The organism is Hansschlegelia sp. (assembly GCF_035538955.1).
Taxonomy (GTDB): domain Bacteria; phylum Pseudomonadota; class Alphaproteobacteria; order Rhizobiales; family Methylopilaceae; genus Methylopila.
In genome coordinates, this window is record NZ_DATLJK010000015.1 from 15,299 (window position 1) to 36,473 (window position 21,175).

The 21,175-nt window shown below is 68.5% G+C and carries 21 protein-coding genes and 1 riboswitch; of the genes, 10 read left to right on the top strand and 11 right to left on the bottom strand.

Translation table 11 applies throughout. The features are described 5' to 3' along the window. Positions 1 to 121: 121 nt before the first annotated feature. Positions 122 to 2,539: a phosphoketolase family protein gene (locus VM780_RS12055; protein WP_325447636.1), complete on the top strand. Its 2,418-nt coding sequence runs from the start codon at positions 122 to 124 to the stop codon at positions 2,537 to 2,539. Here the strand turns inward: VM780_RS12055 and VM780_RS12060 are convergent. The 4 genes from VM780_RS12060 to VM780_RS12075 all read right to left on the bottom strand — a co-directional run bounded on the left by VM780_RS12060 (position 2,527) and on the right by VM780_RS12075 (position 6,522). Continuing rightward, complete coding sequence (locus VM780_RS12060; protein WP_325447638.1) at positions 2,527 to 3,738, bottom strand: acetate/propionate family kinase; 1,212 nt, start codon at positions 3,736 to 3,738, stop codon at positions 2,527 to 2,529. The genes VM780_RS12055 and VM780_RS12060 overlap by 13 nt on opposite strands. 150 nt (positions 3,739 to 3,888) lie before the next feature. Then, positions 3,889 to 4,275 carry a response regulator transcription factor gene (locus VM780_RS12065; RefSeq protein ID WP_325447640.1) on the bottom strand — a complete coding sequence of 129 codons (387 nt, stop codon included), beginning with the start codon at positions 4,273 to 4,275 and terminating at the stop codon, positions 3,889 to 3,891. Between the two features lie 95 nt (positions 4,276 to 4,370). After that, the gene (gene fixJ / locus VM780_RS12070) at positions 4,371 to 4,985 is read right to left on the bottom strand and encodes a response regulator FixJ (protein WP_325447642.1); all 615 of its coding nucleotides are present in this window, start codon (positions 4,983 to 4,985) and stop codon (positions 4,371 to 4,373) included. Further along, entirely contained in the window at positions 4,978 to 6,522 is a 1,545-nt protein-coding gene (locus VM780_RS12075; RefSeq protein ID WP_325447644.1) for a PAS domain S-box protein, read from the bottom strand. Before VM780_RS12075 ends, fixJ begins: the two co-directional genes overlap by 8 nt. Positions 6,523 to 6,677: 155 nt before the next feature. Between VM780_RS12075 and VM780_RS12080 the strand changes: the two genes are divergently transcribed. From VM780_RS12080 to cydX, 4 genes are read left to right on the top strand one after another with little or no spacing between them, the layout of a single operon-like run. Then, positions 6,678 to 6,857 carry a hypothetical protein gene (locus VM780_RS12080; RefSeq protein WP_325447646.1) on the top strand — a complete coding sequence of 60 codons (180 nt, stop codon included), beginning with the start codon at positions 6,678 to 6,680 and terminating at the stop codon, positions 6,855 to 6,857. After that, positions 6,854 to 8,443, top strand: coding sequence for a cytochrome ubiquinol oxidase subunit I (locus VM780_RS12085; RefSeq protein WP_325447648.1), 1,590 nt, complete (start codon positions 6,854 to 6,856; stop codon positions 8,441 to 8,443). Before VM780_RS12080 ends, VM780_RS12085 begins: the two co-directional genes overlap by 4 nt. 22 nt (positions 8,444 to 8,465) lie before the next feature. Then, positions 8,466 to 9,605, top strand: coding sequence for a cytochrome d ubiquinol oxidase subunit II (gene cydB / locus VM780_RS12090; RefSeq protein WP_325447650.1), 1,140 nt, complete (start codon positions 8,466 to 8,468; stop codon positions 9,603 to 9,605). Positions 9,606 to 9,616: 11 nt separating this feature from the next. After that, positions 9,617 to 9,757, top strand: a complete 141-nt coding sequence (cydX, locus tag VM780_RS12095) for a cytochrome bd-I oxidase subunit CydX (protein ID WP_325447652.1) — start codon at positions 9,617 to 9,619, stop codon at positions 9,755 to 9,757. Positions 9,758 to 9,797: 40 nt separating this feature from the next. Here the strand turns inward: cydX and VM780_RS12100 are convergent, their stop codons facing one another. Further along, on the bottom strand, positions 9,798 to 10,904 hold the full coding sequence (locus VM780_RS12100) for an NADH:flavin oxidoreductase/NADH oxidase (RefSeq protein WP_325447654.1): 1,107 nt from the start codon (positions 10,902 to 10,904) through the stop codon (positions 9,798 to 9,800). A gap of 235 nt (positions 10,905 to 11,139) precedes the next feature. Here VM780_RS12100 and VM780_RS12105 point away from each other — a divergent pair, with 235 nt between their 5' ends. Beyond that, positions 11,140 to 11,361 (top strand): dodecin, encoded by a 222-nt coding sequence (locus VM780_RS12105; RefSeq protein WP_325447656.1) that lies wholly within the window; start codon positions 11,140 to 11,142, stop codon positions 11,359 to 11,361. Between the two features lie 49 nt (positions 11,362 to 11,410). Here VM780_RS12105 and VM780_RS12110 read toward each other — a convergent pair whose 3' ends face one another. Beyond that, on the bottom strand, positions 11,411 to 12,886 hold the full coding sequence (locus tag VM780_RS12110; RefSeq protein ID WP_325447658.1) for a protein adenylyltransferase SelO: 1,476 nt from the start codon (positions 12,884 to 12,886) through the stop codon (positions 11,411 to 11,413). Between the two features lie 165 nt (positions 12,887 to 13,051). Between VM780_RS12110 and VM780_RS12115 the strand changes: the two genes are divergently transcribed. Both VM780_RS12115 and VM780_RS12120 read left to right on the top strand, forming a co-directional pair. Continuing rightward, entirely contained in the window at positions 13,052 to 13,738 is a 687-nt protein-coding gene (locus tag VM780_RS12115; protein WP_325447660.1) for a hypothetical protein, read from the top strand. Continuing rightward, complete coding sequence (locus VM780_RS12120) at positions 13,735 to 14,181, top strand: MEKHLA domain-containing protein (protein WP_325447662.1); 447 nt, start codon at positions 13,735 to 13,737, stop codon at positions 14,179 to 14,181. The genes VM780_RS12115 and VM780_RS12120 overlap by 4 nt, the downstream gene beginning before the upstream one ends. Before the next feature lie 13 nt (positions 14,182 to 14,194). On the opposite strand, the gene VM780_RS12125 is transcribed toward VM780_RS12120, so the two are convergent. Then, positions 14,195 to 14,674 carry an NUDIX domain-containing protein gene (locus VM780_RS12125; protein WP_325447664.1) on the bottom strand — a complete coding sequence of 160 codons (480 nt, stop codon included), beginning with the start codon at positions 14,672 to 14,674 and terminating at the stop codon, positions 14,195 to 14,197. Between the two features lie 30 nt (positions 14,675 to 14,704). Further along, the gene (locus VM780_RS12130) at positions 14,705 to 15,808 is read right to left on the bottom strand and encodes a 2'-deoxycytidine 5'-triphosphate deaminase (RefSeq protein WP_325447666.1); all 1,104 of its coding nucleotides are present in this window, start codon (positions 15,806 to 15,808) and stop codon (positions 14,705 to 14,707) included. A gap of 75 nt (positions 15,809 to 15,883) precedes the next feature. After that, positions 15,884 to 15,963: riboswitch (SAM riboswitch) on the top strand. Between the two features lie 45 nt (positions 15,964 to 16,008). Between VM780_RS12130 and VM780_RS12135 the strand changes: the two genes are divergently transcribed. Next, the gene (locus VM780_RS12135) at positions 16,009 to 17,208 is read left to right on the top strand and encodes an O-succinylhomoserine sulfhydrylase (protein ID WP_325447668.1); all 1,200 of its coding nucleotides are present in this window, start codon (positions 16,009 to 16,011) and stop codon (positions 17,206 to 17,208) included. Between the two features lie 107 nt (positions 17,209 to 17,315). After that, on the top strand, positions 17,316 to 17,507 hold the full coding sequence (locus tag VM780_RS12140) for a hypothetical protein (protein WP_325447670.1): 192 nt from the start codon (positions 17,316 to 17,318) through the stop codon (positions 17,505 to 17,507). A gap of 6 nt (positions 17,508 to 17,513) precedes the next feature. On the opposite strand, the gene VM780_RS12145 is transcribed toward VM780_RS12140, so the two are convergent. The 3 genes from VM780_RS12145 to VM780_RS12155 all read right to left on the bottom strand — a co-directional run bounded on the left by VM780_RS12145 (position 17,514) and on the right by VM780_RS12155 (position 21,116). Continuing rightward, entirely contained in the window at positions 17,514 to 18,389 is an 876-nt protein-coding gene (locus VM780_RS12145; RefSeq protein WP_325447672.1) for a type 1 glutamine amidotransferase, read from the bottom strand. A gap of 3 nt (positions 18,390 to 18,392) precedes the next feature. Beyond that, a complete protein-coding gene (locus VM780_RS12150; protein WP_325447674.1) occupies positions 18,393 to 19,568 on the bottom strand; it encodes an iron-containing alcohol dehydrogenase in 1,176 nt (391 codons plus the stop codon). A 162-nt stretch (positions 19,569 to 19,730) separates the two neighbouring features. Then, on the bottom strand, positions 19,731 to 21,116 hold the full coding sequence (locus VM780_RS12155; RefSeq protein ID WP_325447676.1) for an aldehyde dehydrogenase family protein: 1,386 nt from the start codon (positions 21,114 to 21,116) through the stop codon (positions 19,731 to 19,733). Positions 21,117 to 21,175 lie beyond the last annotated feature (59 nt).

Here is a 21,175-nt window from a genome sequence, read left to right on the forward strand (position 1 = left end):
GCGCGCCCCGGCTCGCGCCGGGCGGGAGTTCACGCCCATAGCGCGCGCCTGATCGCGCGCTAACTTGCCGGCTCAAGTGGCTCCTCGCGCGGCCGCGCGGCCGGACGTCGAAAGGGATGAGATGGATCGGGCGCTATCCGACAGGCCGCTCGAGCCTGGTGAGTTGGAACTGATCGACCGGTACTGGCGAGCCGCCAATTACCTGTCGGTCGGCCAGATCTACTTGATGGACAACCCGCTGCTGCGCGAGCCGCTCCGGGAGGAGCACGTCAAGCCGCGCCTGCTCGGCCATTGGGGGACCACCCCCGGCCTCAACTTCATCTATGCGCATCTGAACCGGGTCATCCGCGCCCGCGACCTCGACATGATCTATGTCTGCGGCCCCGGCCATGGCGGGCCCGGCATGGTGGCTAACACCTATCTCGAGGGCTCCTATTCGGAGATCTACCCGGACGTCTCGCAAGACTATGACGGTCTCCGCAAGCTGTTCCGGCAGTTCTCGTTCCCGGGCGGCATCCCGAGCCATGCGGCGCCGGAGACGCCGGGATCGATCCATGAAGGCGGGGAGCTCGGCTATGCGCTGGTCCACGCCTTCGGCGCGGTTTTCGACAATCCCGACCTGATCGCCGCCTGCGTGGTCGGCGACGGCGAGGCTGAGACGGGGCCGCTCGCGGCTTCCTGGCACTCCAATAAATTCCTGAGCCCTGTCCATGACGGGGCCGTGCTGCCGATCCTGCATCTCAACGGCTACAAGATCGCCAGCCCGACGGTGCTTGGCCGGATGGCCGACGATGAGGTCCGAAGCCTGTTCGTCGGCTACGGGTACGAGCCTCTCTTCGTGGAGGGCGACGAGCCGGCGGCGATGCACCAGCTCATGGCGGCCGCGCTTGACCACGCGCTCGGCCGGATCGGCGCCATCCAGGACGAAGCCCGGCGCGCGCAGAGCGTTATGCAGCGGCCGCGTTGGCCGATGATCGTGCTGCGCAGCCCGAAAGGCTGGACGGGCCCGAAGGAAGTCGACGGCAAGAAAGTCGAGGGGTTCTGGCGTTCGCACCAGGTTCCGATCGCCGCGGCGCGCGAGAACGAGGCGCATCGCAAGCTGCTGGAAGCCTGGCTGCGCAGCTATCAGCCGCACACGCTATTCGACGCCGACGGTAGGCTACGGCCTGAGCTTCAGGCGCTCGCTCCCTCCGGCCAGAAACGCATGGGCGCCAACCAGCACGCCAATGGCGGCCTGCTGAGACGCGAGCTCAAGCTGCCGGACTACAGGGATCTGGCGGTGACTGTTCCCAGTCCGGGGGGAGCGGTCGCAGAGGCGACGCGCGTGATGGGCGCCTTCCTGAGCGCGGTGGCGGCTCTCAACGCCGACGCCCGCAACTTCCGGGTGTTCGGCCCGGACGAGACCGCGTCCAACCGCCTGGACGCCGTGTTCGAAGTCACCGACCGCGCCTGGATGGAGCGCGTCGAGCCCTATGACGAGCATCTCTCACATGACGGCCGCGTGATGGAGGTGTTGAGCGAGCATCTCTGCCAGGGCTGGCTCGAAGGCTATCTTCTGACAGGACGGCACGGCCTGTTCTCCTGCTACGAGGCCTTCGTCCACATCATCGACTCGATGTTCAACCAGCACGCCAAGTGGCTCAAGGTCTCGCGCGACCTGCCATGGCGGCGCCCGGTGTCATCGTTCAACTACCTGTTGACCTCCCACGTCTGGCGCCAGGACCATAACGGCTTCAGCCATCAGGACCCTGGCTTCGTCGACCACGTCGCCAACAAGAAGGCCGACATCGTCCGCATCTATTTCCCTCCGGACGCCAACTGCCTGTTGTGGGTCACCGATCACTGCCTCAGGACCTATGACCGCATCAACGTCATCGTGGCGGGCAAGCAACCGGCTCCGCAGTGGCTCGACATGCAGCAGGCCATTCTGCACTGCGAGGCCGGCGCCGGCATATGGGCCTGGGCGGGCACGGAGGCGCCGGGGCTCGAACCGGACGTCGTCATGGCATGCGCGGGCGACGTGCCGACGCTCGAGACGCTTGCGGCGGTCGCCCTGCTCCGGGAGGGGCTGCCCGAGCTGCGCATCCGCGTGGTGAACGTCGTCGACCTGATGAGCCTGCAGGCCCCGGACCAGCACCCCCACGGCCTGGAAGATCAGGCCTTCGACAGCCTGTTCACGCGCGAGCGGCCCGTGATCTTCGCCTATCACGGCTACCCGCAGCTCATCCACAAGCTGACCTACAAGCGCGCGAACCACGCCGGCTTCCATGTCCGCGGCTTTCAGGAAGAGGGCACGACGACCTCGCCGTTCGACATGGTGGTGCTCAACGAGCTCGACCGCTTCCATCTGGCGCTCGAGGCCATCGAAAGGGTGCCCGGCCTGTCGGCAACCGCCGGCGCACTGAAGCAACGCCTCAAGAACAAGCTGACGGAGCACCGCCGCTACGTCCGCGAGCATGGCGAGGACATGCCCGAAATCCGGGACTGGCGCTGGCACCGTGGCGCCGCGGCGGCCGGAGCGGCCTCTCAGTCGGACTGACCGACGTCTCCTGGCGCTGCGAGAAGTGCGAGCGTGTGGCGGGCGATCATGCGCTCTTCGTCCGTCGGGATAATCCTGACCTTCACCTTGCTGCCTGGGGTGCTGATGAGGTCCCGTCCCTCCTTGTTGGCGGCGTAGTCTATCTCGACGCCGAGCCAGGCGAGCCCTGCGCAGGTCATGCGGCGGATCGCAGGAGCGTTCTCGCCGACGCCGGCGGTAAAGACGAGCCCGTCCAGGCCGCCGAGGCAGCTCACTAGCGCCCCCGCCTCGCGGACAAACCGGTAGACGAATGTCTCGACCGCCTCCCGGGCGCCCGGATGGGGACTCTCCAGAAGGTCGCGCATGTCGCTCGACAGTCCGCCCGAAACCCCGAGCAGGCCGGATCTTTTGTAGAGAAGTTCCTGGACCTCCTGCGCCGAGAGGCCCTCCTGCTGCAGCAGGTAGAGAACGACTCCCGGGTCGAGCGTCCCGCAGCGCGTGCCCATCACGAGGCCGTCGAGCGCCGTGAAGCCCATCGTGGTCTCGACGCTTAACCCCGCGCGGAGCGCGCAGAGGCTCGCGCCGGAGCCGAGATGCGCAGCGATCACCCTGCCCTCCGCGAGCACGGGATCGATCGTTCGCAGCGCTCCGGCGAGATACTCGTAGGACAGCCCATGGAAGCCGTAGCGGCGCACGCCCTTCGCCTCATAGGCGCGCGGGATCGCGAGGCGCGTCGCGGTCGCGGGCATTGTGTGATGGAACGCGGTGTCGAAACAGGCGACCTGCCGCAGCTCCGGACGCGACGCCGAGATCGCGTGAATCGGATCCAGATTGTGCGGCTCATGCAGCGGCGCGAGCGGTCGAAGCGCTTCCAGCTCTCGCAGGAGCTCCGGCGTCACGATCGCGGGCTCGCGTCGGTTTGGACCGCCATGAACCACCCGGTGGCCGAGCGCCGCAGGGCTTCGGCCGCCGAGCCGCGTCTCGCACCACGCAAGGGCGGCGTCGATAAGCTCGTCGAAGCGTGGACGTTCGCCTTCCGGCCAGGTCCGATCGTGCAGCACGGCGTTCGCCGCGTCACGCACGACGAGGCGCGGCCGCGATCCCACGCGCTCGATGCGGCCGCGGGCGAGGACCTCCGCGAGCCTCGCCTCCCTGGCTTCGAAGACGGCGAATTTGACGCTGGACGAACCGGCGTTGAGCGTGAGGATCGCGTCGGTCATCGAAGATCTTGTCTCTTCGGTCGGAGACGATCCGGTTCGCGAGCATGAGGCGCCGCGGTTCCGGCGCGCAGGCTGTCCGCCGTCAGGCAAGCTAACAGGCCCCGCACGAACCCTCCAGGCAGCCTGATCCTAGGCCGCCCCTTTTCCGCCTCATGACCGGGCCAGCGCCAGGCGCACGGCCTCGATCAGCCCGCCGCCTTCGAGCGGCTTTTCCATGACGGCGGCGAACCCCGCGGCCATCGCGACTGTGATCAGGTCCTGCGTCAGGCGACCGGTGATGAGGATCGCCGGAAGCTCCACGCATCGCTCCTTCAGCCGCCGCAAGAGATCGACGCCGCTGAGCCTCGGCATCTTCTGGTCCAAGACCAGACAGCCGCGCTCGGGCAACGTCTTCTGGGACAGAAGAGCTTCGCCGCTCTCGAACAGCTGAACCTTCAACCCCTCGAGCTCGAGCATGAACTTGAGGGACAGCCTGACGGCGGCGTCGTCATCGACGACGAGAACGAGAGCGCACGCAGAACCCTGGGCCGTCGTCATCGCGGTTTCCGATCCTCGCCTCAGCGCATCCCGCGCCTTCGCGCTCATGATTGGTATGAGGCGCCAGCGGCCGGGCGGCTATTCAGGGATACCCCTTAGGGATTTCGCCCAGCGCGCAGGGCGAGCCGGACGAGCTCCGACAGGCTTCCAGCCTGCATCTTGGTCATCACGTTGGCGCGATAGATTTCGACGGTGCGTGGGCTGATCTCCAGGTCGAAGGCGATGATCTTGTTTGGCTTGCCAGCGATCAGGCCATCCAGAACCTGCCGCTCGCGCTCCGACAGCTTCGCGATCCTGTCCTGGATTTCCGCCGCCCGGGAGTCGACCTGCCCGCTCCGCTCCTGACGCGCCAGAACCGCCCGGATCGCGCCCAGCAGAACAGCGTCGTCGAAAGGCTTCTCGATGAAGTCGGCCGCTCCCCGTTTCATGGCTTCGACGGCGAGCGGCACGTCCGCATGGCCGGTCATCACGATCACCGGGATGGTCGCCCCGCGCTCGCGCAGGCGAGACAGGAACTCGAGCCCGTCGATCTCGGGCATGCGCACGTCGGTGAGCACGCAACCGCCCTCAGGCTCCCGCACGCCGTCGAGAAAACTGCCCGCGCCCTCGTGCAGCCGCACTGCGAAGCCGTCGGACGACAGCAGAAAGGCCAGCGACTGCCTGACTGCGAGGTCGTCGTCTATGACGTGCACGATCACGTCGTCAGACATCTGGGGCCTCCGCTTCGAAACTCCGCAGGGTGAAAATGAAGCGGCTGCCGCCGCCGGGGGCGGGCTCCGCCCAGATGCGGCCGCCATGGGACTCCACGATCGTCCGGCAGATCGACAGGCCGACGCCCATCCCGGCGGACTTGGTCGTGACGAAAGGCTGGAACAGGCGCCCGGCCACCTCGGGCGCAAGCCCCGAACCCGTATCCGACACGCAGATCTCCACCATGTCCTCGTCGCGCCGCCGCGTCGTGACCGCGAGCTCCCGGCGCGCGCTCTCCTGCATCGCTTCGACGGCGTTCCGGATCAGGTTCAGCACGACCTGCTGGATCTGGATTCGGTCCGCGACCACGCTCGGCGCGGAGGGATCGAAGACGAAGCTGACATGTACGCCACGCTCACGCGCGCCGACCAGCGCCAGCGCGCTCGCCTCCTCGATCAACCGAGCGATGCTTTCGACGCCTCGCTCGGTCTCTCCGCGCGCGACGAACTCGCGGAGCCTTCGGATGACGTCGCCGGCCCTGAGCGCCTGCCCCGCCGCCTGTTCGACCGCCTCCTGAAGCAGCGTCAGTTCCGGGGTCTCCGGGAGCCGGTCGAGGATGCGGCGACAGCCCTTGAGATAGTTGGCGATCGCGGTCAGCGGCTGGTTGATCTCATGCGCGAGCGTTGAAGCCATTTCGCCGAGCGCGGTGAAGCGCGACATGTGCGCGACCTCGCTCTGCAACTCCTGGAGCCGCGTCTCGGCCTCCTGCCGCTCCGTCAGGTCGCGGATGAAGCCCGTGAAGTAGCGCTTGCCGCCCGACCGCATCTCGCCGACGGAGAGCTCCATCGGAAAGGTCGAGCCGTCCTTGCGCTGGCCGACCACCACCCGGCCGATCCCGATGATGCGCCGCTCTCCGGTCGCGCGGTAGCGCGCCATGTAGCCGTCGTGCTGCTCGCGATAGGGCTGCGGCATCAGCATGCTGATGTTGCGGCCCACGACCTCGGGGGGGGCGTAGCCGAACTGTCGCTCGGCTGCGGCGCTGAACGACTGAATCAGCGCGTCCTCGTCGATGACGATCATGGCGTCCGGAACGGTCTCGAGGATCGAGCGCAGATGCGCTTCGCTCGCCCTGAGGGCCTCCTCCGAGGCGGATCGCGCGGAGACGTCTCGCATCGCCTTGGCGTAGCCCTGGATCCGGCCGTCCTGATCGAGCACCGGCGTCATCACCACGGAGGCGACGTAACGCGAGCCGTCCTTGCGCCGGCGGCGGCCCGTCTCCTCGTGCCTGCCCTCCGCAACCACGGCGGCGATCTGCGCCTCCGGCTTGCCGGCCGCGATGTCTTCCTCGGCGTAGAGGGTCGAGAAGTGCCGCCCGATGATCTCGTCGACCGTCCAGCCGTTCACATGCTCGGCGCCCCGGTTCCAGCTGATGATCAGCCCGTCCCGATCGAGCGCCAGCAGGGCGATGTCGGTGACGGAATCGAGCAGGAGCTCGGCCGCGGTTCGGCTCTCCGGCGGCGCTGCGATCGACTGATCCATGAATGCGGCCCACGACATCCCGGCGCGTCTCCGCCGGCGAGGTGAGCCAAATGCGGCTCAGGGCGGATGTCAACGATCGCCCGGCCCCCGTCGCAGGCGGCCCGAGCATCCGCCGGGCGCGGCGCTTGACATAGATCACGGCGGTCTGGCGGGGGCGGAGCCACAAGAGCGCCATGTGGTCCCATCCGATCGCCCGCCCGGCGCTCATCGCCGTCATCGTGAAGCTCATCGTCGTCTTCGGCGCGGCGTGGCTCGTCGTCCAGCCGCTGCGTCAGCGGATCGACGCCGCGGGCGCCGAGGCCCGGTTGCTCTCCGACGCTCCACCAGCCTCAACCTCAGGTGCTCGCCCATGACGTTCGCCGATCTCGACGTGGTCACCCTGTCGCGCCTGCAGTTCGGGCTGACGGCGATGTATCACTTCCTCTTCGTCCCGCTGACCCTCGGGCTGGCGGTGCTGCTCGCCATTATGGAGACGGTCTATGTGATGACCGGCCTCGAAATCTGGCGGCGGATCACCCGCTTCTGGGGCGTCCTGTTCGGCATCAACTTCGCCATGGGGGTCGCGACCGGCGTCACCATGGAGTTCCAGTTCGGGATGAACTGGGCCTACTACAGCCACTATGTCGGCGACGTCTTCGGAGCCCCGCTCGCGATCGAAGGCCTGATGGCCTTCTTCCTCGAAGCGACCTTCGTTGGGCTGTTCTTCTTCGGCTGGGACCGGCTGTCGAAGATCGGCCACCTGACGGTGACCTGGCTGCTCGCGCTCGGCACGAACCTGTCGGCGCTGTGGATCCTGATCGCCAACGGCTGGATGCAAAATCCGGTCGGCGCGACCTTCAATCCCGAGACCATGCGGATGGAGGTCTCTGACTTCTCCGCGCTGATCTTCAATCCCGTCGCCCAGGCCAAGTTCGTCCACACGGTCAGCGCCGGCTACGTCACAGGCTCGGTGTTCGTGCTCGCGATCAGCGCGTTCTACCTGCTGCGCCGGCGTCACCGCGAGCTCGCCGCAAGATCCGCCACGGTCGCGGCGAGCTTCGGGCTTGCGGCCGCGCTGTCGGTCGTCGTGCTCGGCGACGAGAGCGGCTACACGACCGGCGAGAACCAGAAGATGAAGCTCGCCGCGATCGAGGCGATGTGGAAGACCGAGCCGGCGCCGGCTTCGTTCACGCTCTTCGGCCTGCCCGACGCGCAGGCCCGCGAGACACGCTACGAGGTGAAGGTTCCGTGGATGCTCGGCCTGATCGCGACGCGCTCGATCAGCAAGGAAGTGCCCGGCATCGAAGACCTCGTGAAGGACGTCGAGCTCCGCATCCGCTTCGGCCTCATGGCCTATGACGCTCTGGAAAAGCTTCGGGCGGACCGCACGAACGCCGAGGCGCGCGCCACGCTGGACGTGACGTCGGGTGAGCTCGGTTACGCGCTGCTTCTGAAGAAGATCCGCCCCGACGTCCTCAACGCGACCGAGGACGAGATCAAGCAGGCGGCCTGGAGCACGGTTCCTCCGGTCTCTCCCCTGTTCTGGAGCTTCCGCGTGATGGTGGGGCTCGGCTTCTTCTTCATCGCTCTGTTCGCCACCGCCTTCTTCCTCGCCAGCACCGGTCGTCTGGCGCGCTCGCGCAGGTTCCTCTGGGTCGCGCTCCTGAGCCTGCCCGCGCCGTGGATCGCGGCGGAACTCGGCTGGTACGTGGCCGAGGTCGGCCGCCAGCCCTGGGTCATCGAGGGCGTCATGCCGACCTTCCTCGCGGTCTCCAGCGTCTCCGCGGGCAACGTGCTGACGACGCTCCTGGGCTTCGTCGCCTTCTACTCCGCTCTCGCGATCGTCGACCTCGTGCTGATGGTCAAGGCGATCCGCATGGGGCCGGACGGTCTGCTGGGTCGGCCAGCCCCGCTCCACCCAGAACCTGGACTCTCCGCTGCGGCCGTCGCGGCCGAGTGAAGCTTCATCAGGACGAAAAGCCATGACCCTCGATTACGAGACTCTTCGCCTGATCTGGTGGCTCCTGCTCGGCGCGCTGCTGATCGGCTTTGCGGTGATGGACGGCTTCGATCTGGGCGCCGCGATCCTGCTGCCCTTTGTGGGCAGGACGGACGCGGAGCGGCGGGTGGTGATCAACAGCGTCGGCCCGGTCTGGGAGGGAAACCAGGTCTGGCTGATCCTCGGCGGCGGCGCGATCTTCGCCGCGTGGCCGATGCTCTACGCCGTCGCCTTCTCTGGCTTCTATCTCGCGATGTTCTTGGTGCTCTGCGCGCTGATCATCCGGCCGGTGGGGTTCAAGTTCCGCTCCAAGATCCACGATCCGCGCTGGCGCCGGTTCTGGGACTGGGCGCTTTTCACGGGCGGCTTCGTGCCTGCGCTGATCTTCGGGGTGGCGGTCGGAAACGCCCTCCAGGGCGTCCCCTTCCGCTTCGATGACGACCTCAGGATGATCTATGAGGGCAGCCTGCTCGGCCTCCTCAATCCGTTCGCGCTGTTCTGCGGCGTCGTCAGCGTGCTGATGCTGACGCTGCACGGCGGCGCCTTCCTGGCTCTCAAAGCGGACGAGCCGGTCGCGAGCCGCGCGGCGCTCATCGGGCGCCAGGCCGCCATGCTGCTGGTCGTCGCCTTCCTGATCGGCGGCGTCTGCATCCAACTCGGCGTCGACAGCTACCGCCTCGTCGGCGAGATCGATCCGATGGGCCCATCCAACCCGACGCTCAAACATGTCGAGGTCGTCGCCGGCGGCGGACTGCGCGTCTATGGCGCCCACCTCTGGATGATCGTCGCGCCGCTGCTCGCGCTGGTCAGCGCGCCAGCCGCGGGCCTGCTGCTGAGCCGCAGGCGGCCGGGCTTAGCCTTCGTGGCGAGCGGCCTCGCCGTCGCTGGCGTCGTGGCCACCGCCGGCGTCGGCCTGTTCCCCTTCCTGCTGCCGTCATCGATCGCGCCGGACCACAGCCTGACGGTCTGGGACGCGTCCTCCAGCGAGCTCACGCTCAAGATCATGCTGGTCGCGACCGCGATCTTCCTGCCGCTCGTGCTCGCCTACACCGCCTGGGTCTACAGCGTTCTGCGCGGCCGGATCACGATCGCGGCCGTGAACGCCGACGTCAGCTCGTACTGAAAGGAAACGCCATGTGGTACTTCGCCTGGGTTCTGGGTCTTGGGCTGGCGGCGAGCTTCTCGGTGCTCAACGCCATGTGGCTCGAGCTGCGCGAGCGGCCCGAGACGGATGTCCGCAGCGCCTTCGCTCATCAGAACGCGCTGCGGAACTGATCCGGGCTGCCGATTCGGGCAGCCGCAGGTCGGCGGCGCCTCAGCCTTGGACGAACAGGTCCCTGAACTGCGGCGGCTGGCACCGCAGATACTGGTTTGGCGCGCGAACCTGGCCGCCAAGCGCGGCGGCCGCGTGCCAAGGCCAACGCGGATCGTAAAGCACGGTGCGGGCCAGCGCGATCAGATCGGCGTCGCCCGTGCCGACGATCGCCTCGGCCTGTTCGAAGCAGGTGATCAGCCCGACCGCGATCACCGGGATCGACACCGCGGCCTTCACCGCACGGGCAAGCGGAACCTGATAGCTCGGCCCGACAGGGATGCGTTGCGCGGGATGTAGGCCGCCGCTCGAGACGTGGATGCCCGCGCAGCCGCGCTGTTCGAGAAGCTTTGCGAACGTCACGCTCTGGTCGACGTCCCAGCCGCCTTCGACCCAGTCCGTCCCGGACAGCCGCATCGTCACCGGGCGATCGGCCGGGAAGGCGTCGCGCACCGCATCGAACAGCTCGAGCGGAAACCGCATCCGGTTCTCCAGTGAGCCGCCATATTCGTCCTCGCGCCGATTGGAGAGCGGCGAGAGAAACTGGTGGATCAGGTAGCCATGCGCGCCGTGGACCTGGACGGCGTCAAGCCCGAGCCGCCCGGCCCGCCTCGCGGCGTCCACGAACGCGTCCCGGATCCGCGCGAGACCGTCCCGATCCAGCGCCAACGGCGCGGCCTCGCCGTGGGCGAACGGCACGGCGGAGGGAGCCACGGTCTGCCAGCCGTGGGGGTCGGAAGCGGCGATCTGCGCGCCGCCCTTCCAAGGAACCTCGGTCGAGGCTTTGCGGCCGGCATGGCCGAGCTGGATCGCGACCGGGATGTCCGACCACCGCCGCACGCCCTCCAGCGTCCGCCGCATCGCGGCTTCGGTGTCGTCGTCCCAGAGCCCCACATCCGCGTAGGTGATCCGCCCCTCGGGCAGCACCGCGGTCGCCTCGATGGTCAACAGCGCCGCGCCCGACAGCGCGAGCTGGCCAAGATGGATCAGGTGCCAGTCGGTCATGCGCCCGTCTTCGGCGGAATACTGGCACATCGGCGCGATCACGATCCGGTTCGCGAGTTCCAGGCCGCCGACGCGGGTCGGGGTGAAGAGGACAGGCTGGGGCACTAACGATCTCTGTGTTGTTTCGGCTGAGCGAACCTGCCGCCGAGGCCGCGGCCGCGCAATCCGCGCGAACGCATGCCGGGTCTTCACCCGCGCTGGATGAAGCACAGCTCAGCCCGATCTGTTCCACGGGACGGGCGCGACGCAGCCTTGGCGCGTTGAACCCTCCGGCCGGTCAGGTGTTAGCAGGCTGCGGCCAAGCGGCCTTTCAGCCACCCCGCCACCTGGAGCAAGCGCAATGTCGAAGCACACCTACAAGGTCATCGAGCTCGTCGGTTCGTCGCCGTCTTCCATCGACGACGCCATCCGCAGCGCCATCGCGGACGCCTCCAAGACCATCCGCCACATCGGCTGGTTCGAGGTCGTGGAGACGCGCGGCCATGTCGAGAACGGCGCGGTCGCGCACTTTCAGGTTACCCTGAAGATCGGCTTCACGATCGACGACGCGGCGCGGAGCTGAGACTCCGAGCCGCGCGGCCGCAGACTAGGCCCTGCCTCAACCGTTCCGGTCAGGTTCCGCAGAAGGTCCGGTATCCCTGCGCCTGAGGCGGGAGATCGTAAAAGCCCGCATGGACGGCCCGCTCCTCGAACGGCGTCATCAGCGCGTCGAGGAGCTGCTCGAACAACGCGAAATCCTGTCGCTCGACCGCCGCCTCGATCGCCCCTTCGACCAGATGGTTGCGGGGAATGAGCGCCGGGTTGACGCGCCGCATCGCAGCCTCGCGGGCCGCCCCGTCGCCGCCCTCCTCCGCCAGACGGTCGCGCCAGCGCGCGGCCCAGCCGTCATAGGCGGACGGGTCCTCGAACAGCGCGCGGAGCTCCGCGTCGGCGGCAGGATCGCGCGCGGCGGCGCAGAGGCGGCGGAACGTCAGCGTGAAATCGGCGCGATTCGCCGCCATCCGGTCGAGCAGGTCCTGCGCGAGCGCGAGGTCGCCCTCCCGGGCCTCGCTGAGGCCGAGCTTGGCTCTCAGGCCGGCGAGGTAGGCCTCGTTGAAGGCTTCGGGGAACCGGGCGAGCGCCTCGCGCGCGGTCGCGACCGCCTGCTCCTGATCTTCGGCGAGGAGCGGCAGCAAAGACTCCGCGAGCCGGGTGAGGTTCCAGTGCGCGATCGTGGGCTGGTTGCCGTAAGCGTAGCGGCCGTGCTCATCGATCGAGCTGAACACCGTCGCCGGGTCATAGGCGTCCATAAAGGCACAGGGCCCGTAATCGATCGTCTCGCCCGCGACCGACATGTTGTCGGTGTTCATGACGCCGTGGATGAAGCCGACCAGCAGCCATTGCGCGACCAGGCGACCCTGCCGCCGGATCACCTCGTCCAGCAAGGCGCGGTAGGGCTCCGCGGCGTTCGCCGCCTCGGCGTAATGCCGCGCGATCACATGGTCGGCGAGCGCCCGCAGGCTTTCGACGTCGCCCCGCGCGGCGAAGAACTGGAACGTTCCCACCCGAATGTGGCTCGTCGCGACACGGGAGAGCACCGCCCCCGGCAAGGTCCGCTCACGCGCAACGGTTTCGCCGGTCGTGACCGCGGCGAGGGCTCGGGTCGTGGGAATTCCAAGAGCCGCCATCGCCTCGCTGACGAGATATTCGCGCAGCACCGGTCCAAGCGCCGCGCGGCCGTCGCCATTGCGCGAGAACGGCGTGCGGCCGGAGCCCTTCAGCTGCAGGTCGCGGCGCACGCCGTCGCGGCCGATGATCTCGCCGAGCAGGATCGCGCGCCCGTCGCCGAGCCGCGGCACGAAATAGCCGAACTGGTGGCCCGCATAAGCGGTCGCGATCGGCTCGGCGCCCTCCGGCACCGCGTTCCCTGCGAGAAACTGGAGACCAGCGGGACCGGCGAGCGCCTCGGGGTCGATCCGTAGCTCCTCCGCCAAGGCGCGGTTCAGCTTCACGAGCCGCGGCTCAGGCGCGGGAGCGGGAAGGACTCTCGCATAGAACGAGGGCGGCAGCCGAGCGTAGCTGTTGTCGAACGAGATTGCGGCGGTCATCGGCGCTTTCAGCAAGATGCGGGACGCTTTAGGTGGTTCTCAAAGCGCGTGGCGGAAGTGGCCGCCGGCAAAAGCCCGCACCCTGCGGCCAGGGCTCCGGTCGGGCTGCGGCCTTGTCGCATGACCCGCTGCTATCGCCGAACGTCGAGATGCTGAGAGGCAGCCATGACCCGTCTCACTCAGATGCGCGCCGGCGCCGTTCTGGCCCTCGCCCTGTTCGCGGCGCCCGCCTTCGCCGATGGGCCTGCCTGGCGCGGCGATTATGTCGGGAGACTTGAGGCGCTGGCGCTGCTGCAGCAGCTCAACGCGGATCTGCTGAGCCATGACAGCGCGACCCTCACCCTCGACCGCTGGTGCGCCTCTCACCGGCTCGCGGCGCCGGCCAAGATGGTGGCGGAACTGGATCGCGCCGAGGCCAAGCCGCCGACCGACGAGCAGCGCAGCCTGCTGCAGGTCGGCCCGGACGAGCCGGTCGCCTATCGGCATGTCCGGCTGAGATGCGGCGAACGCATCCTCTCGGAAGCCGAGAACTGGTATGTGCCGTCGCGCCTCACGCCCGAGATGAACGCCGCGCTCGCAGCGAGCGACGTCGCCTTCGGGCGTGCGGTTCAGGCGCTCGGGTTCCGCCGCCGCACGCTGTCTGCGAAGCTCGCATGGTCGCCGCTGCCGGACGGGTGGGAGATGGGCGCCGCCATGCCCGCCGAGGAGCCGCTGCGGCCGCCGCGCACCGTGATCGAGCATCGCGCGGTGCTGACTCTTCCGAACGGCGTCCCGTTCAGCGCGCTGATCGAGAACTACACGGCCGAAGTTCTCGCCTTCCCCGAACCAGACCGCTCCAACGGCGCCCAGTGACCGATCTCCGCTCCGATCGCGCCTTCTTCGAAGTCCTCTGCGAAAGCCACGCCCGTTTCGTCGGCCGCCGGCTTGCGCCCGAGGGCGCGGACGCAGCCTGGCTCTATGAGGATGCGCCATTCGCCGTTCTGGCGCATGACGCCAGCGCCGACCCACGCTTCATCTACGCCAACAGGACCGCGCAGCGCTGCTTCGGCTATTCCTGGGAGGAGTTTGTCGGCCTGCCCTCGCGGCTTTCGGCCGAAGCGCCGGAGCGGGCGGCGCGGCAGGCGCTGCTGGACTCCGTCGCGCAGAATGGCTTCGCCGAAGGTTATCGCGGCGTGAGGATCACCAAGTCCGGACGGCGCTTCTGGATCGAAGAGGGGGTGGTGTGGCGGCTCGTCGCTCCGGACGGCTCGTCCGCGGGTCAGGCGGCGACCTTCTCGGCCTGGCGGGACGCCTGATATCGCGCGCTGATCAGACGGCCTCCCCGTCCGGACCACGAAGCAACCGCTCCAGCCGGTCGATTAGCTCGGTCTGCGCCGGCAGCAGCTTCTCGCGTGCTTCTGCGGGCTCGAACCATTCCGCCCGGTCCACTTCCGGGAAGCTCTGAATCCGCCCGCTGCGCGGCGGCCATTCCATCTCGAAGGCGTTGCTCCGCAATTCCGCGACGTCGAACGCGCCTTCGGCCGCGAAGCCGTGCACACGCTTGCCGCCGCGCTGAACGATGGCGCCGAGCGGGATGAGCGGTCCGGCTGGCGAAGCGCCAAGCTCCTCGGCGAACTCCCGCCGCGCCGCCGCTTCCGGGTCCTCGCCCGCGGCAAGCTCGCCTTTGGGGATCGACCAGGCGCCAAGGTCCTTGCGCCGCCAGTACGGGCCGCCCGGATGCGCAAGCAGGACCAGAAGCCTCCCGGCCTCGCGCCTGAACAGCAGCAGGCCAGCGCTCTCTGCGGCCATCAGCTGTTGCTCCGCATCGTCAGCCACGCCTCAGGGCAGGCGGAAATGCTTCGAGAGCTTGAGCTTCTGGCCCTGATAGTTGGAAGCGCCTAGCTCGCCATAGAGCGCGCGGGGACGCTCCAGCATGCGCTCATAGACGAGCCGCCCCACGGTCTGGCCATGCTCCAGGATGAACGGCACCTCGTGGCTGCGCACCTCGAGCACCGCGCGCGCGCCTGCGCCCCGCGCCTCGGCATGGCCGAAGCCGGGATCGAAAAAGCCGGCGTAATGCACCCGGAACTCTCCGACCAGCGGATCGAACGGCGTCATCTCGGCGGCGTGGTCGGGCGGCACCTGCACGGCCTCACGCGACGCGAGGATGTAGAACTGGCCGGGATCGAGCACGAGGCCGGAGCGGCCGGCTCGGATCGGCTCCCAGAAATCCTCGACCGCATGTGCGCCCGGCGCGTCGACGTCCACGACGCCGGTGTGGCGCTTGCCCCGCCAGCCGACGAGACCTTCTCCGTCGCCCCTGAGGTCGACCGTGACGGCCACGCCGCCCTGCACGTCCGCCTCATCATCGTCGACGAGGCGCTCGCGGTCCTGCAGCGCGACGAGATCGGCGTCCGAGAGCCGCGCCTCTCCGCGCCGCAACCGGAGCTGGCTCAGCCGGGAGCCGGCGCGGACCAGGACCGGAAAGGTGCGCGGAGAGATTTCGGCGAACAGCGGCCCCCGGTAGCCCGGCGGCACCTGGTCGAAGGCGCGCGCGCCGTCCGTGATGACGCGGGTGAACACGTCGAGCCGCCCTGTGGAGCTTTTTGGATTGGTGGCGGCGGCGATCTCCGCAGGGAGCGCCAGGCTCTCCATCAGCGGCGCGATGTAAACGCAGCCGGTCTCCAGCACCGCGCCGCTCGTCAGATCAATGGTGTGCAGGCGGAGGTCGTCGAGCCGCTCCGAGACCGTGCGCCCGGCGCCCGGCAGGAAGCTCGCGCGGACACGGTGCACCACCGCGCCGAGCCGCAGGTCGAGGCTCGCTGGCTGGATCTGGTCGGGGGCGGCCGGTCGATCGAGCGCGATGGCGCCGTCCGCGATCAGCCGCTCGATCGCCTGGCTCGGCAGGATGCCGCCCTGCGGCGCGCCGTCTCCGTTCAGCAAACCGCAGTCCCCCGAGGCGTCGTCGGGTTCCTGTACGCGAACGAGGCGTTGACGCCAAGCGCCGGCAGGCCTACGCAGGCGAACCGTGGTTCCTTGGGCCGGCCGGCTTGCAGCCACGTTAAAACAACCAGCTAAAAGGCCGGACGCGCGGAAGCCGCATCGGGCGTCCCGTGCGGCCCGGCGCCGTCCGAGGTCGCATCATGAGCCGCGAAAGACTCCCCACAGACCGTCCCCTGCGCGCCGCCACCCGCCTGATCCACGAGGGCGAGAGCCGCTCGACCTTCGGCGAGATGTCGGAAGCGCTCTACCTCACCTCGGGCTACGCTTACGATACGATGGAGGCGGCCGAAGCCCGCTTCGACGGGAGCGATCCCGGCTACATCTACTCACGCTTCTCGAACCCCACGGTCTCGACCTTTGAGCGCCGGATGATGGCCCTCGAAGGCGCCGAGGCGGCGCGCGCGACCGCGAGCGGCATGGCGGCTGTCACGGCCGCGATGCTGTGCCAGGTCAGGGCCGGCGACCATGTGGTGGCGGCGAAGGCGCTGTTCGGCTCCTGCCGCTATGTGGTGGAGGAACTGCTGCCGCGCTTCGGCGTCGCCTCGACGCTGGTCGACGGCGCGGACCTCGACCAGTGGCGCGCGGCCGTGCGGCCGGAGACCAAGGCGTTCTTCCTCGAGAGCCCGACCAATCCGACGCTCGAGGTCTATGACATCGAGGCGATCGCGGGGATCGCGCATGACGCCGGCGCCCGGCTCGTGGTCGACAACGTGTTCGCGACCCCCGTGCTGCAGCAGCCGCTGAAGCTCGGCGCCGACGTGGTGGTCTATTCAGCCACCAAACATATAGACGGGCAGGGTCGGACGCTTGGGGGCGTCGTGCTCGGCTCGGAAAAATTCGTGATGGACCATCTGCACACCTTCCTGCGGCAGACCGGGCCGTCGCTGTCGCCGTTCAACGCCTGGGTGCTGGCCAAGGGCTTGGAGACGCTGGCGCTGCGGGTCGAGAAGATGCAGGCGAACGCGTCCGTGGTCGCAGACCTTCTGGCCGGGCACCCGAAGGTGAAGCGGCTGGTCTATTGCGGGCGCGACGATCACCCGCAGGCGGCGCTCGTGAAGAAGCAGATGGCGGGCGGCGGCACGCTGGTCGCTTTCACGCTGGACGGCGGCAAGGCGGAGGCGTTCCGCCTCGGCAACGCGCTGCGGATCGTGAAGATCTCGAACAATCTCGGAGACGCCAAGTCGATCCTCACCCATCCGGCGACCACGACGCATCAGCGGCTGGCGCCCGAAGCGCGCGCGGAGCTCGGCATCACCGACGCGATGCTGCGGCTGTCGGTCGGGCTCGAGGATCGCGACGACCTGCTCGAGGACGTGGAGACGGCGCTGAAGGCGGTGTGACGCTCCGGCGGGCGCCGCGTCACCCGTTTGTCGGGCGATCACCCCCTGCACAGACCGGTCCCGGCGCCACACATACCGAGCCTCGCCCTCAAGGAGAGAGTTGATCGATGAAAGCCTATCGGGTGTTTCCAACCCGGGAGACCGACCCCGACGAGGAGCAGCCGCGCACGTTTGGAAGACGCGAGGAACGGCTCAAGGCCCGCAAGAGCCAGAAGATCCGGCAGATCCAGGCGGCTGGCGCGGCCGCGCTGGCGCTGGGCGCCGGCGCGCTCGCCGTGCTGGTGATCAACGGCCTCTGAGTCGCGTCAGGCGCGGCCGCGGGCGCTCGCCGTCGGCAGGACCTGCGCCTTCAGCCAGTTGGTGAGCTCCGTCCGACGGACCTTGGGGTCGAGCACGGAAGGCGCGATCCCGAGCCGCCAGGCGAGATCCTTCCGGCCCGGCTCCTCATCGAGCGCCACAAGGTCGGACACGTATTGCGCGGCCTCCTCGGGCTCGCGGAAGAAGCCTTCCTTGAGCATGATCGGGGTGTAGCGGGTCAGGATGCCGCCAAGCTCGGCGAATGTGTATTCGGGGTGGAACTGGACGCCCCAGAAGACGCCTCCGCCATGCCGGATCTCGGCCGCCTGCACTGCGCAGAGCTCGTTTGTCGCCGTGACCGTGGCGTTCGGCGGCAGCACCGCCACTTCGTCGGAATGGATCGCCGGGGCGTCGAACACCTCGGTGCGATTTGCATGTAGCGGATGGCCGCGGCCGGCGTCCGTGATCCGGATCGACCGCGCTACGCCGATCTCGCGGCCCTGCGGATTGAGTTTGACCTCGCCGCCGGCCGCAGCCGCTGCGACCTGGAGCCCCCAGCACGAGCCGAAGAACGGCAGGCCGGACGCATAGACGGCGCGGGCGAATTCCACCTGCGCCAGCGATTCCGGCTCCGCCTTCCAGAGATTCAGGCCCGACCCGGTGATCGCGACGCCGTCATAGCCGGCGAGGTCGCCGCCCGGCAGGTTCGCGCCCTCGTCCGCCGGGAAGCAGATGTCGATCTCGGCAGCGAGGCCGAGATCGTCGGCCAGCATGGTCAGCACGTCGGCGTAGAATTCGCTCGGCGTCTGCCCCGAGACGGCCGCGTGCCGCTCGCGCATGGCGGGCGGGTTGCCCTCTGCGACGAGCAGCCGGACAGGACGCATCGCTCAGCTCCGCGCAGCGTCGAGATCGCCACGGATGGCGGCGCGGAACAGCCGCGCGAAATCCGCCGCCTTGAACGGCAGCGGATTGCCGCCGGTCGAAGGGTCCCGCTCGGCCTTCTCGGCCAGTTCGTCGATCCGGTCCTCGCCGACGCCGAGTTCGCCCAGCGAATGCGGCACATGGAGCTCCCGGCGGAAGCGCAGCACCCAGTCGATGAAGCCGTCAAAGCCGCCCGCGATCTCGAACGAGCGCGCAAGATGGCCGAACCGCTCCTCGATCGCCGGACGGTTGGCCACGAAGACGTAAGGCATCACCACGCCGTTGGTCAGTCCGTGATGGGTGTCGTAGAGCGCGCCGATCGGGTGCGACATCGAGTGGATCGCGCCAAGCCCCTTCTGGAAGGCGGCCGCGCCCATGGAGGCGGCGGCCAGCATGTTCGCGCGCGCCTCGATGTCCGTTCCGTCGGCGACCGCGCGCGGCAGATAGATTTTCACCAGCCGCGCGCCGTTGACGGCGATGCCGTCCGCCATCGGGTGGAAGCCCGGCGCGGAGAACGCCTCGAGGCAATGCGCCAGCGCGTCGAAGCCGGTCCAGGCGGTGAGTTTCGGCGGCAGGCCGACAGTGAGCTCCGGGTCGGAGATCACCACCGCCGGCAGCAGCTTCGGGTGGAAGATGATCTTCTTCTCGTGCGTCTCCTCATTGGTGACGACCGCGGCGCGGCCGACCTCCGAGCCAGTGCCGGCCGTCGTCGGCACGGCGACTATCGGCGCGATCTTGTCGGCGTCCGCGCGCGTCCACCAGTCGCCGACATCCTCGAAATCCCAGATCGGACGGCTCTGGCCGACCATCAGCGCGACCAGCTTGCCGACGTCGAGCCCGGAGCCGCCGCCGAAGGCGATGACTCCGTCCGCGCCCGCGGCGCGATAGGCGGCGACGCCCGCCTCGACATTGGCGTTCGTAGGATTGCCCTTCACGTCCGCGAACACGGCGACCTCGCGCCCTGCGGATTTCAAGAAGTCCAGCGCTCTCGCCAGGATCGCGCTGTCCTTCAGCCCCGGATCGGTGACGAGCAGCGGACGCCGGATCCCGGCCTGGTCGCAGGCGGCGGGCAGATCGGCGATGCGACCCGGCCCGACGAGGACGCGGGTCGGGTAGTTCCAGGCACCTGTGAACGCTGTCATCGGTAGGATCTCTTGGCGGTCTGCTGCAGGCGTCGCTCGGGAGACTCCCCCGTCATCCTCCGGCTTGTCCGGAGGATCCATGCCCGGCGTCGAGCGCTACGCCGTCGATGGGTCCTCCGGACAAGCCGGAGGACGACGAGCCTTATTCGAAGCCGCGCCGGATCATCCGGCCTCGCGCAGATGGTAGCTCTTCGGCCGCGTGAGCAGCTGAAAGCCGATCTCCGACAGCGAGGCGCCGCGGCCAGTGTCCTTGACGCCCGTCCAGGCGAGCGCCGGATCGAGATAGTCGCACCGGTTCATGTAGACCGTGCCGGTCTCGATCCGGTCGCCGAGCGCCTCGGCGACATCGATGTCGCGCGTCCAGATCGAGGCGGTCAGCCCATACGGGCTGTCGTTCATCAGGCGGACGGCCTCGTCGTCGTCCCGGACCTTCATGATCCCGACGACCGGTCCGAAACTCTCCTCCACCATCACGCGCATGGAATGGTCGACATCGGTCAGGATCTGCGGCGCGAGATAGGGCGTGCCTTCCTTGTCGGCCGGGAAGCTCTTCGGATCGAGATGAGCTCTGGCTCCCTTCTCCAACGCCTCTCGGACCTGCGACCTCACCGTCTCGGCGAAACGGGTCGCGGACATCGGCCCCAGCGTGGTGGCGTCGTCGAGCGGGTTGCCCAGCACGTATTTCGAGGTGAGATCCACCGCCCCCTCAACGAAGCGATCGTAGAGGCTTTCATGCACATAGACGCGCTCGACGCCGCAGCAGCACTGCCCTGAATTGTAGAATGCGCCGTCGACGATGTTCTCAATGGCGAAGGCGAGGTCGGCGTCAGCCCGCACGTAAGCCGGGTCCTTGCCTCCCAGCTCCAGGCCGAGGCTCGTGAAGGTTCCGGCGGCCGCCCGCTCGACGGCGCGTCCGCCGGCGACCGAACCGGTGAAGTTGACGTGGTCGAAGGCGCCGGCTGCGATCAGCGCGTCGGCCTGCTCGTGATCGAGCACGACGTTGCGGAACAGCCCCTTCGGCAGGTCGACCTTGTCCATCGCCTCCTGGAAGCGCTCGCCGACGAGGATCGTCTGGGCCGCGTGCTTCAGCAGCACGGCGTTGCCGGCGATCAGCGCCGGCACGATCGTGTTGACTGCGGTCAGGAACGGGTAGTTCCAGGGCGCGATCACGAACACCAGCCCAAGCGGCGTCCGCTTGATCATGCGGCGGAAGCCGGGCTTCGGCTCCGGAACGATCGGCGCGAGCGACGCCTCGGCGGTCGCGACGCAGTGCTTCACCCGCTCTTCCACGCCGCGCATCTCGCCGCCGAACCGCACCGGGCGGCCCATCTGCAGCGCGAGCTCCGGGATGATCTGCTGATTGAGTCCCAGCAGCGCGTCGAGGAACGCCAGCATCTTTTGTCCACGCTCGGCGATCGGGACCTCGGCCCATTCCCGCTGGGCCCTGCGCGCATCGGCCAGAACGGCCTTCATGGCGGCCTCGGACAGGGTGGGCCGCCGTGCGAGTTCGCGGCCGTCGACGGGAGAGATGCAGATCTGGTCAGTCATGAGGCTCACTCGTGATCCCTGCCCTTGTCGGGGCGGAATCGGTTCAGAGGATGGCGGAG

Excerpts from the sequence above, each read along its gene's own strand:
- VM780_RS12055 (WP_325447636.1), top strand. The coding sequence starts at position 122 with ATGGATCGGGCGCTATCCGACAGGCCGCTCGAGCCTGGTGAGTTGGAA.
- VM780_RS12060 (WP_325447638.1), bottom strand. The coding sequence starts at position 3,738 with ATGACCGACGCGATCCTCACGCTCAACGCCGGTTCGTCCAGCGTCAAA.
- VM780_RS12065 (WP_325447640.1), bottom strand. The coding sequence starts at position 4,275 with ATGACGACGGCCCAGGGTTCTGCGTGCGCTCTCGTTCTCGTCGTCGAT.
- fixJ (WP_325447642.1), bottom strand. The coding sequence starts at position 4,985 with ATGTCTGACGACGTGATCGTGCACGTCATAGACGACGACCTCGCAGTC.
- VM780_RS12075 (WP_325447644.1), bottom strand. The coding sequence starts at position 6,522 with ATGTCGTGGGCCGCATTCATGGATCAGTCGATCGCAGCGCCGCCGGAG.
- VM780_RS12080 (WP_325447646.1), top strand. The coding sequence starts at position 6,678 with ATGTGGTCCCATCCGATCGCCCGCCCGGCGCTCATCGCCGTCATCGTG.
- VM780_RS12085 (WP_325447648.1), top strand. The coding sequence starts at position 6,854 with ATGACGTTCGCCGATCTCGACGTGGTCACCCTGTCGCGCCTGCAGTTC.
- cydB (WP_325447650.1), top strand. The coding sequence starts at position 8,466 with ATGACCCTCGATTACGAGACTCTTCGCCTGATCTGGTGGCTCCTGCTC.
- cydX (WP_325447652.1), top strand. The coding sequence starts at position 9,617 with ATGTGGTACTTCGCCTGGGTTCTGGGTCTTGGGCTGGCGGCGAGCTTC.
- VM780_RS12105 (WP_325447656.1), top strand. The coding sequence starts at position 11,140 with ATGTCGAAGCACACCTACAAGGTCATCGAGCTCGTCGGTTCGTCGCCG.
- VM780_RS12110 (WP_325447658.1), bottom strand. The coding sequence starts at position 12,886 with ATGACCGCCGCAATCTCGTTCGACAACAGCTACGCTCGGCTGCCGCCC.
- VM780_RS12115 (WP_325447660.1), top strand. The coding sequence starts at position 13,052 with ATGACCCGTCTCACTCAGATGCGCGCCGGCGCCGTTCTGGCCCTCGCC.
- VM780_RS12125 (WP_325447664.1), bottom strand. The coding sequence starts at position 14,674 with ATGGCCGCAGAGAGCGCTGGCCTGCTGCTGTTCAGGCGCGAGGCCGGG.
- VM780_RS12135 (WP_325447668.1), top strand. The coding sequence starts at position 16,009 with ATGAGCCGCGAAAGACTCCCCACAGACCGTCCCCTGCGCGCCGCCACC.
- VM780_RS12140 (WP_325447670.1), top strand. The coding sequence starts at position 17,316 with ATGAAAGCCTATCGGGTGTTTCCAACCCGGGAGACCGACCCCGACGAG.
- VM780_RS12145 (WP_325447672.1), bottom strand. The coding sequence starts at position 18,389 with ATGCGTCCTGTCCGGCTGCTCGTCGCAGAGGGCAACCCGCCCGCCATG.
- VM780_RS12150 (WP_325447674.1), bottom strand. The coding sequence starts at position 19,568 with ATGACAGCGTTCACAGGTGCCTGGAACTACCCGACCCGCGTCCTCGTC.
- VM780_RS12155 (WP_325447676.1), bottom strand. The coding sequence starts at position 21,116 with ATGACTGACCAGATCTGCATCTCTCCCGTCGACGGCCGCGAACTCGCA.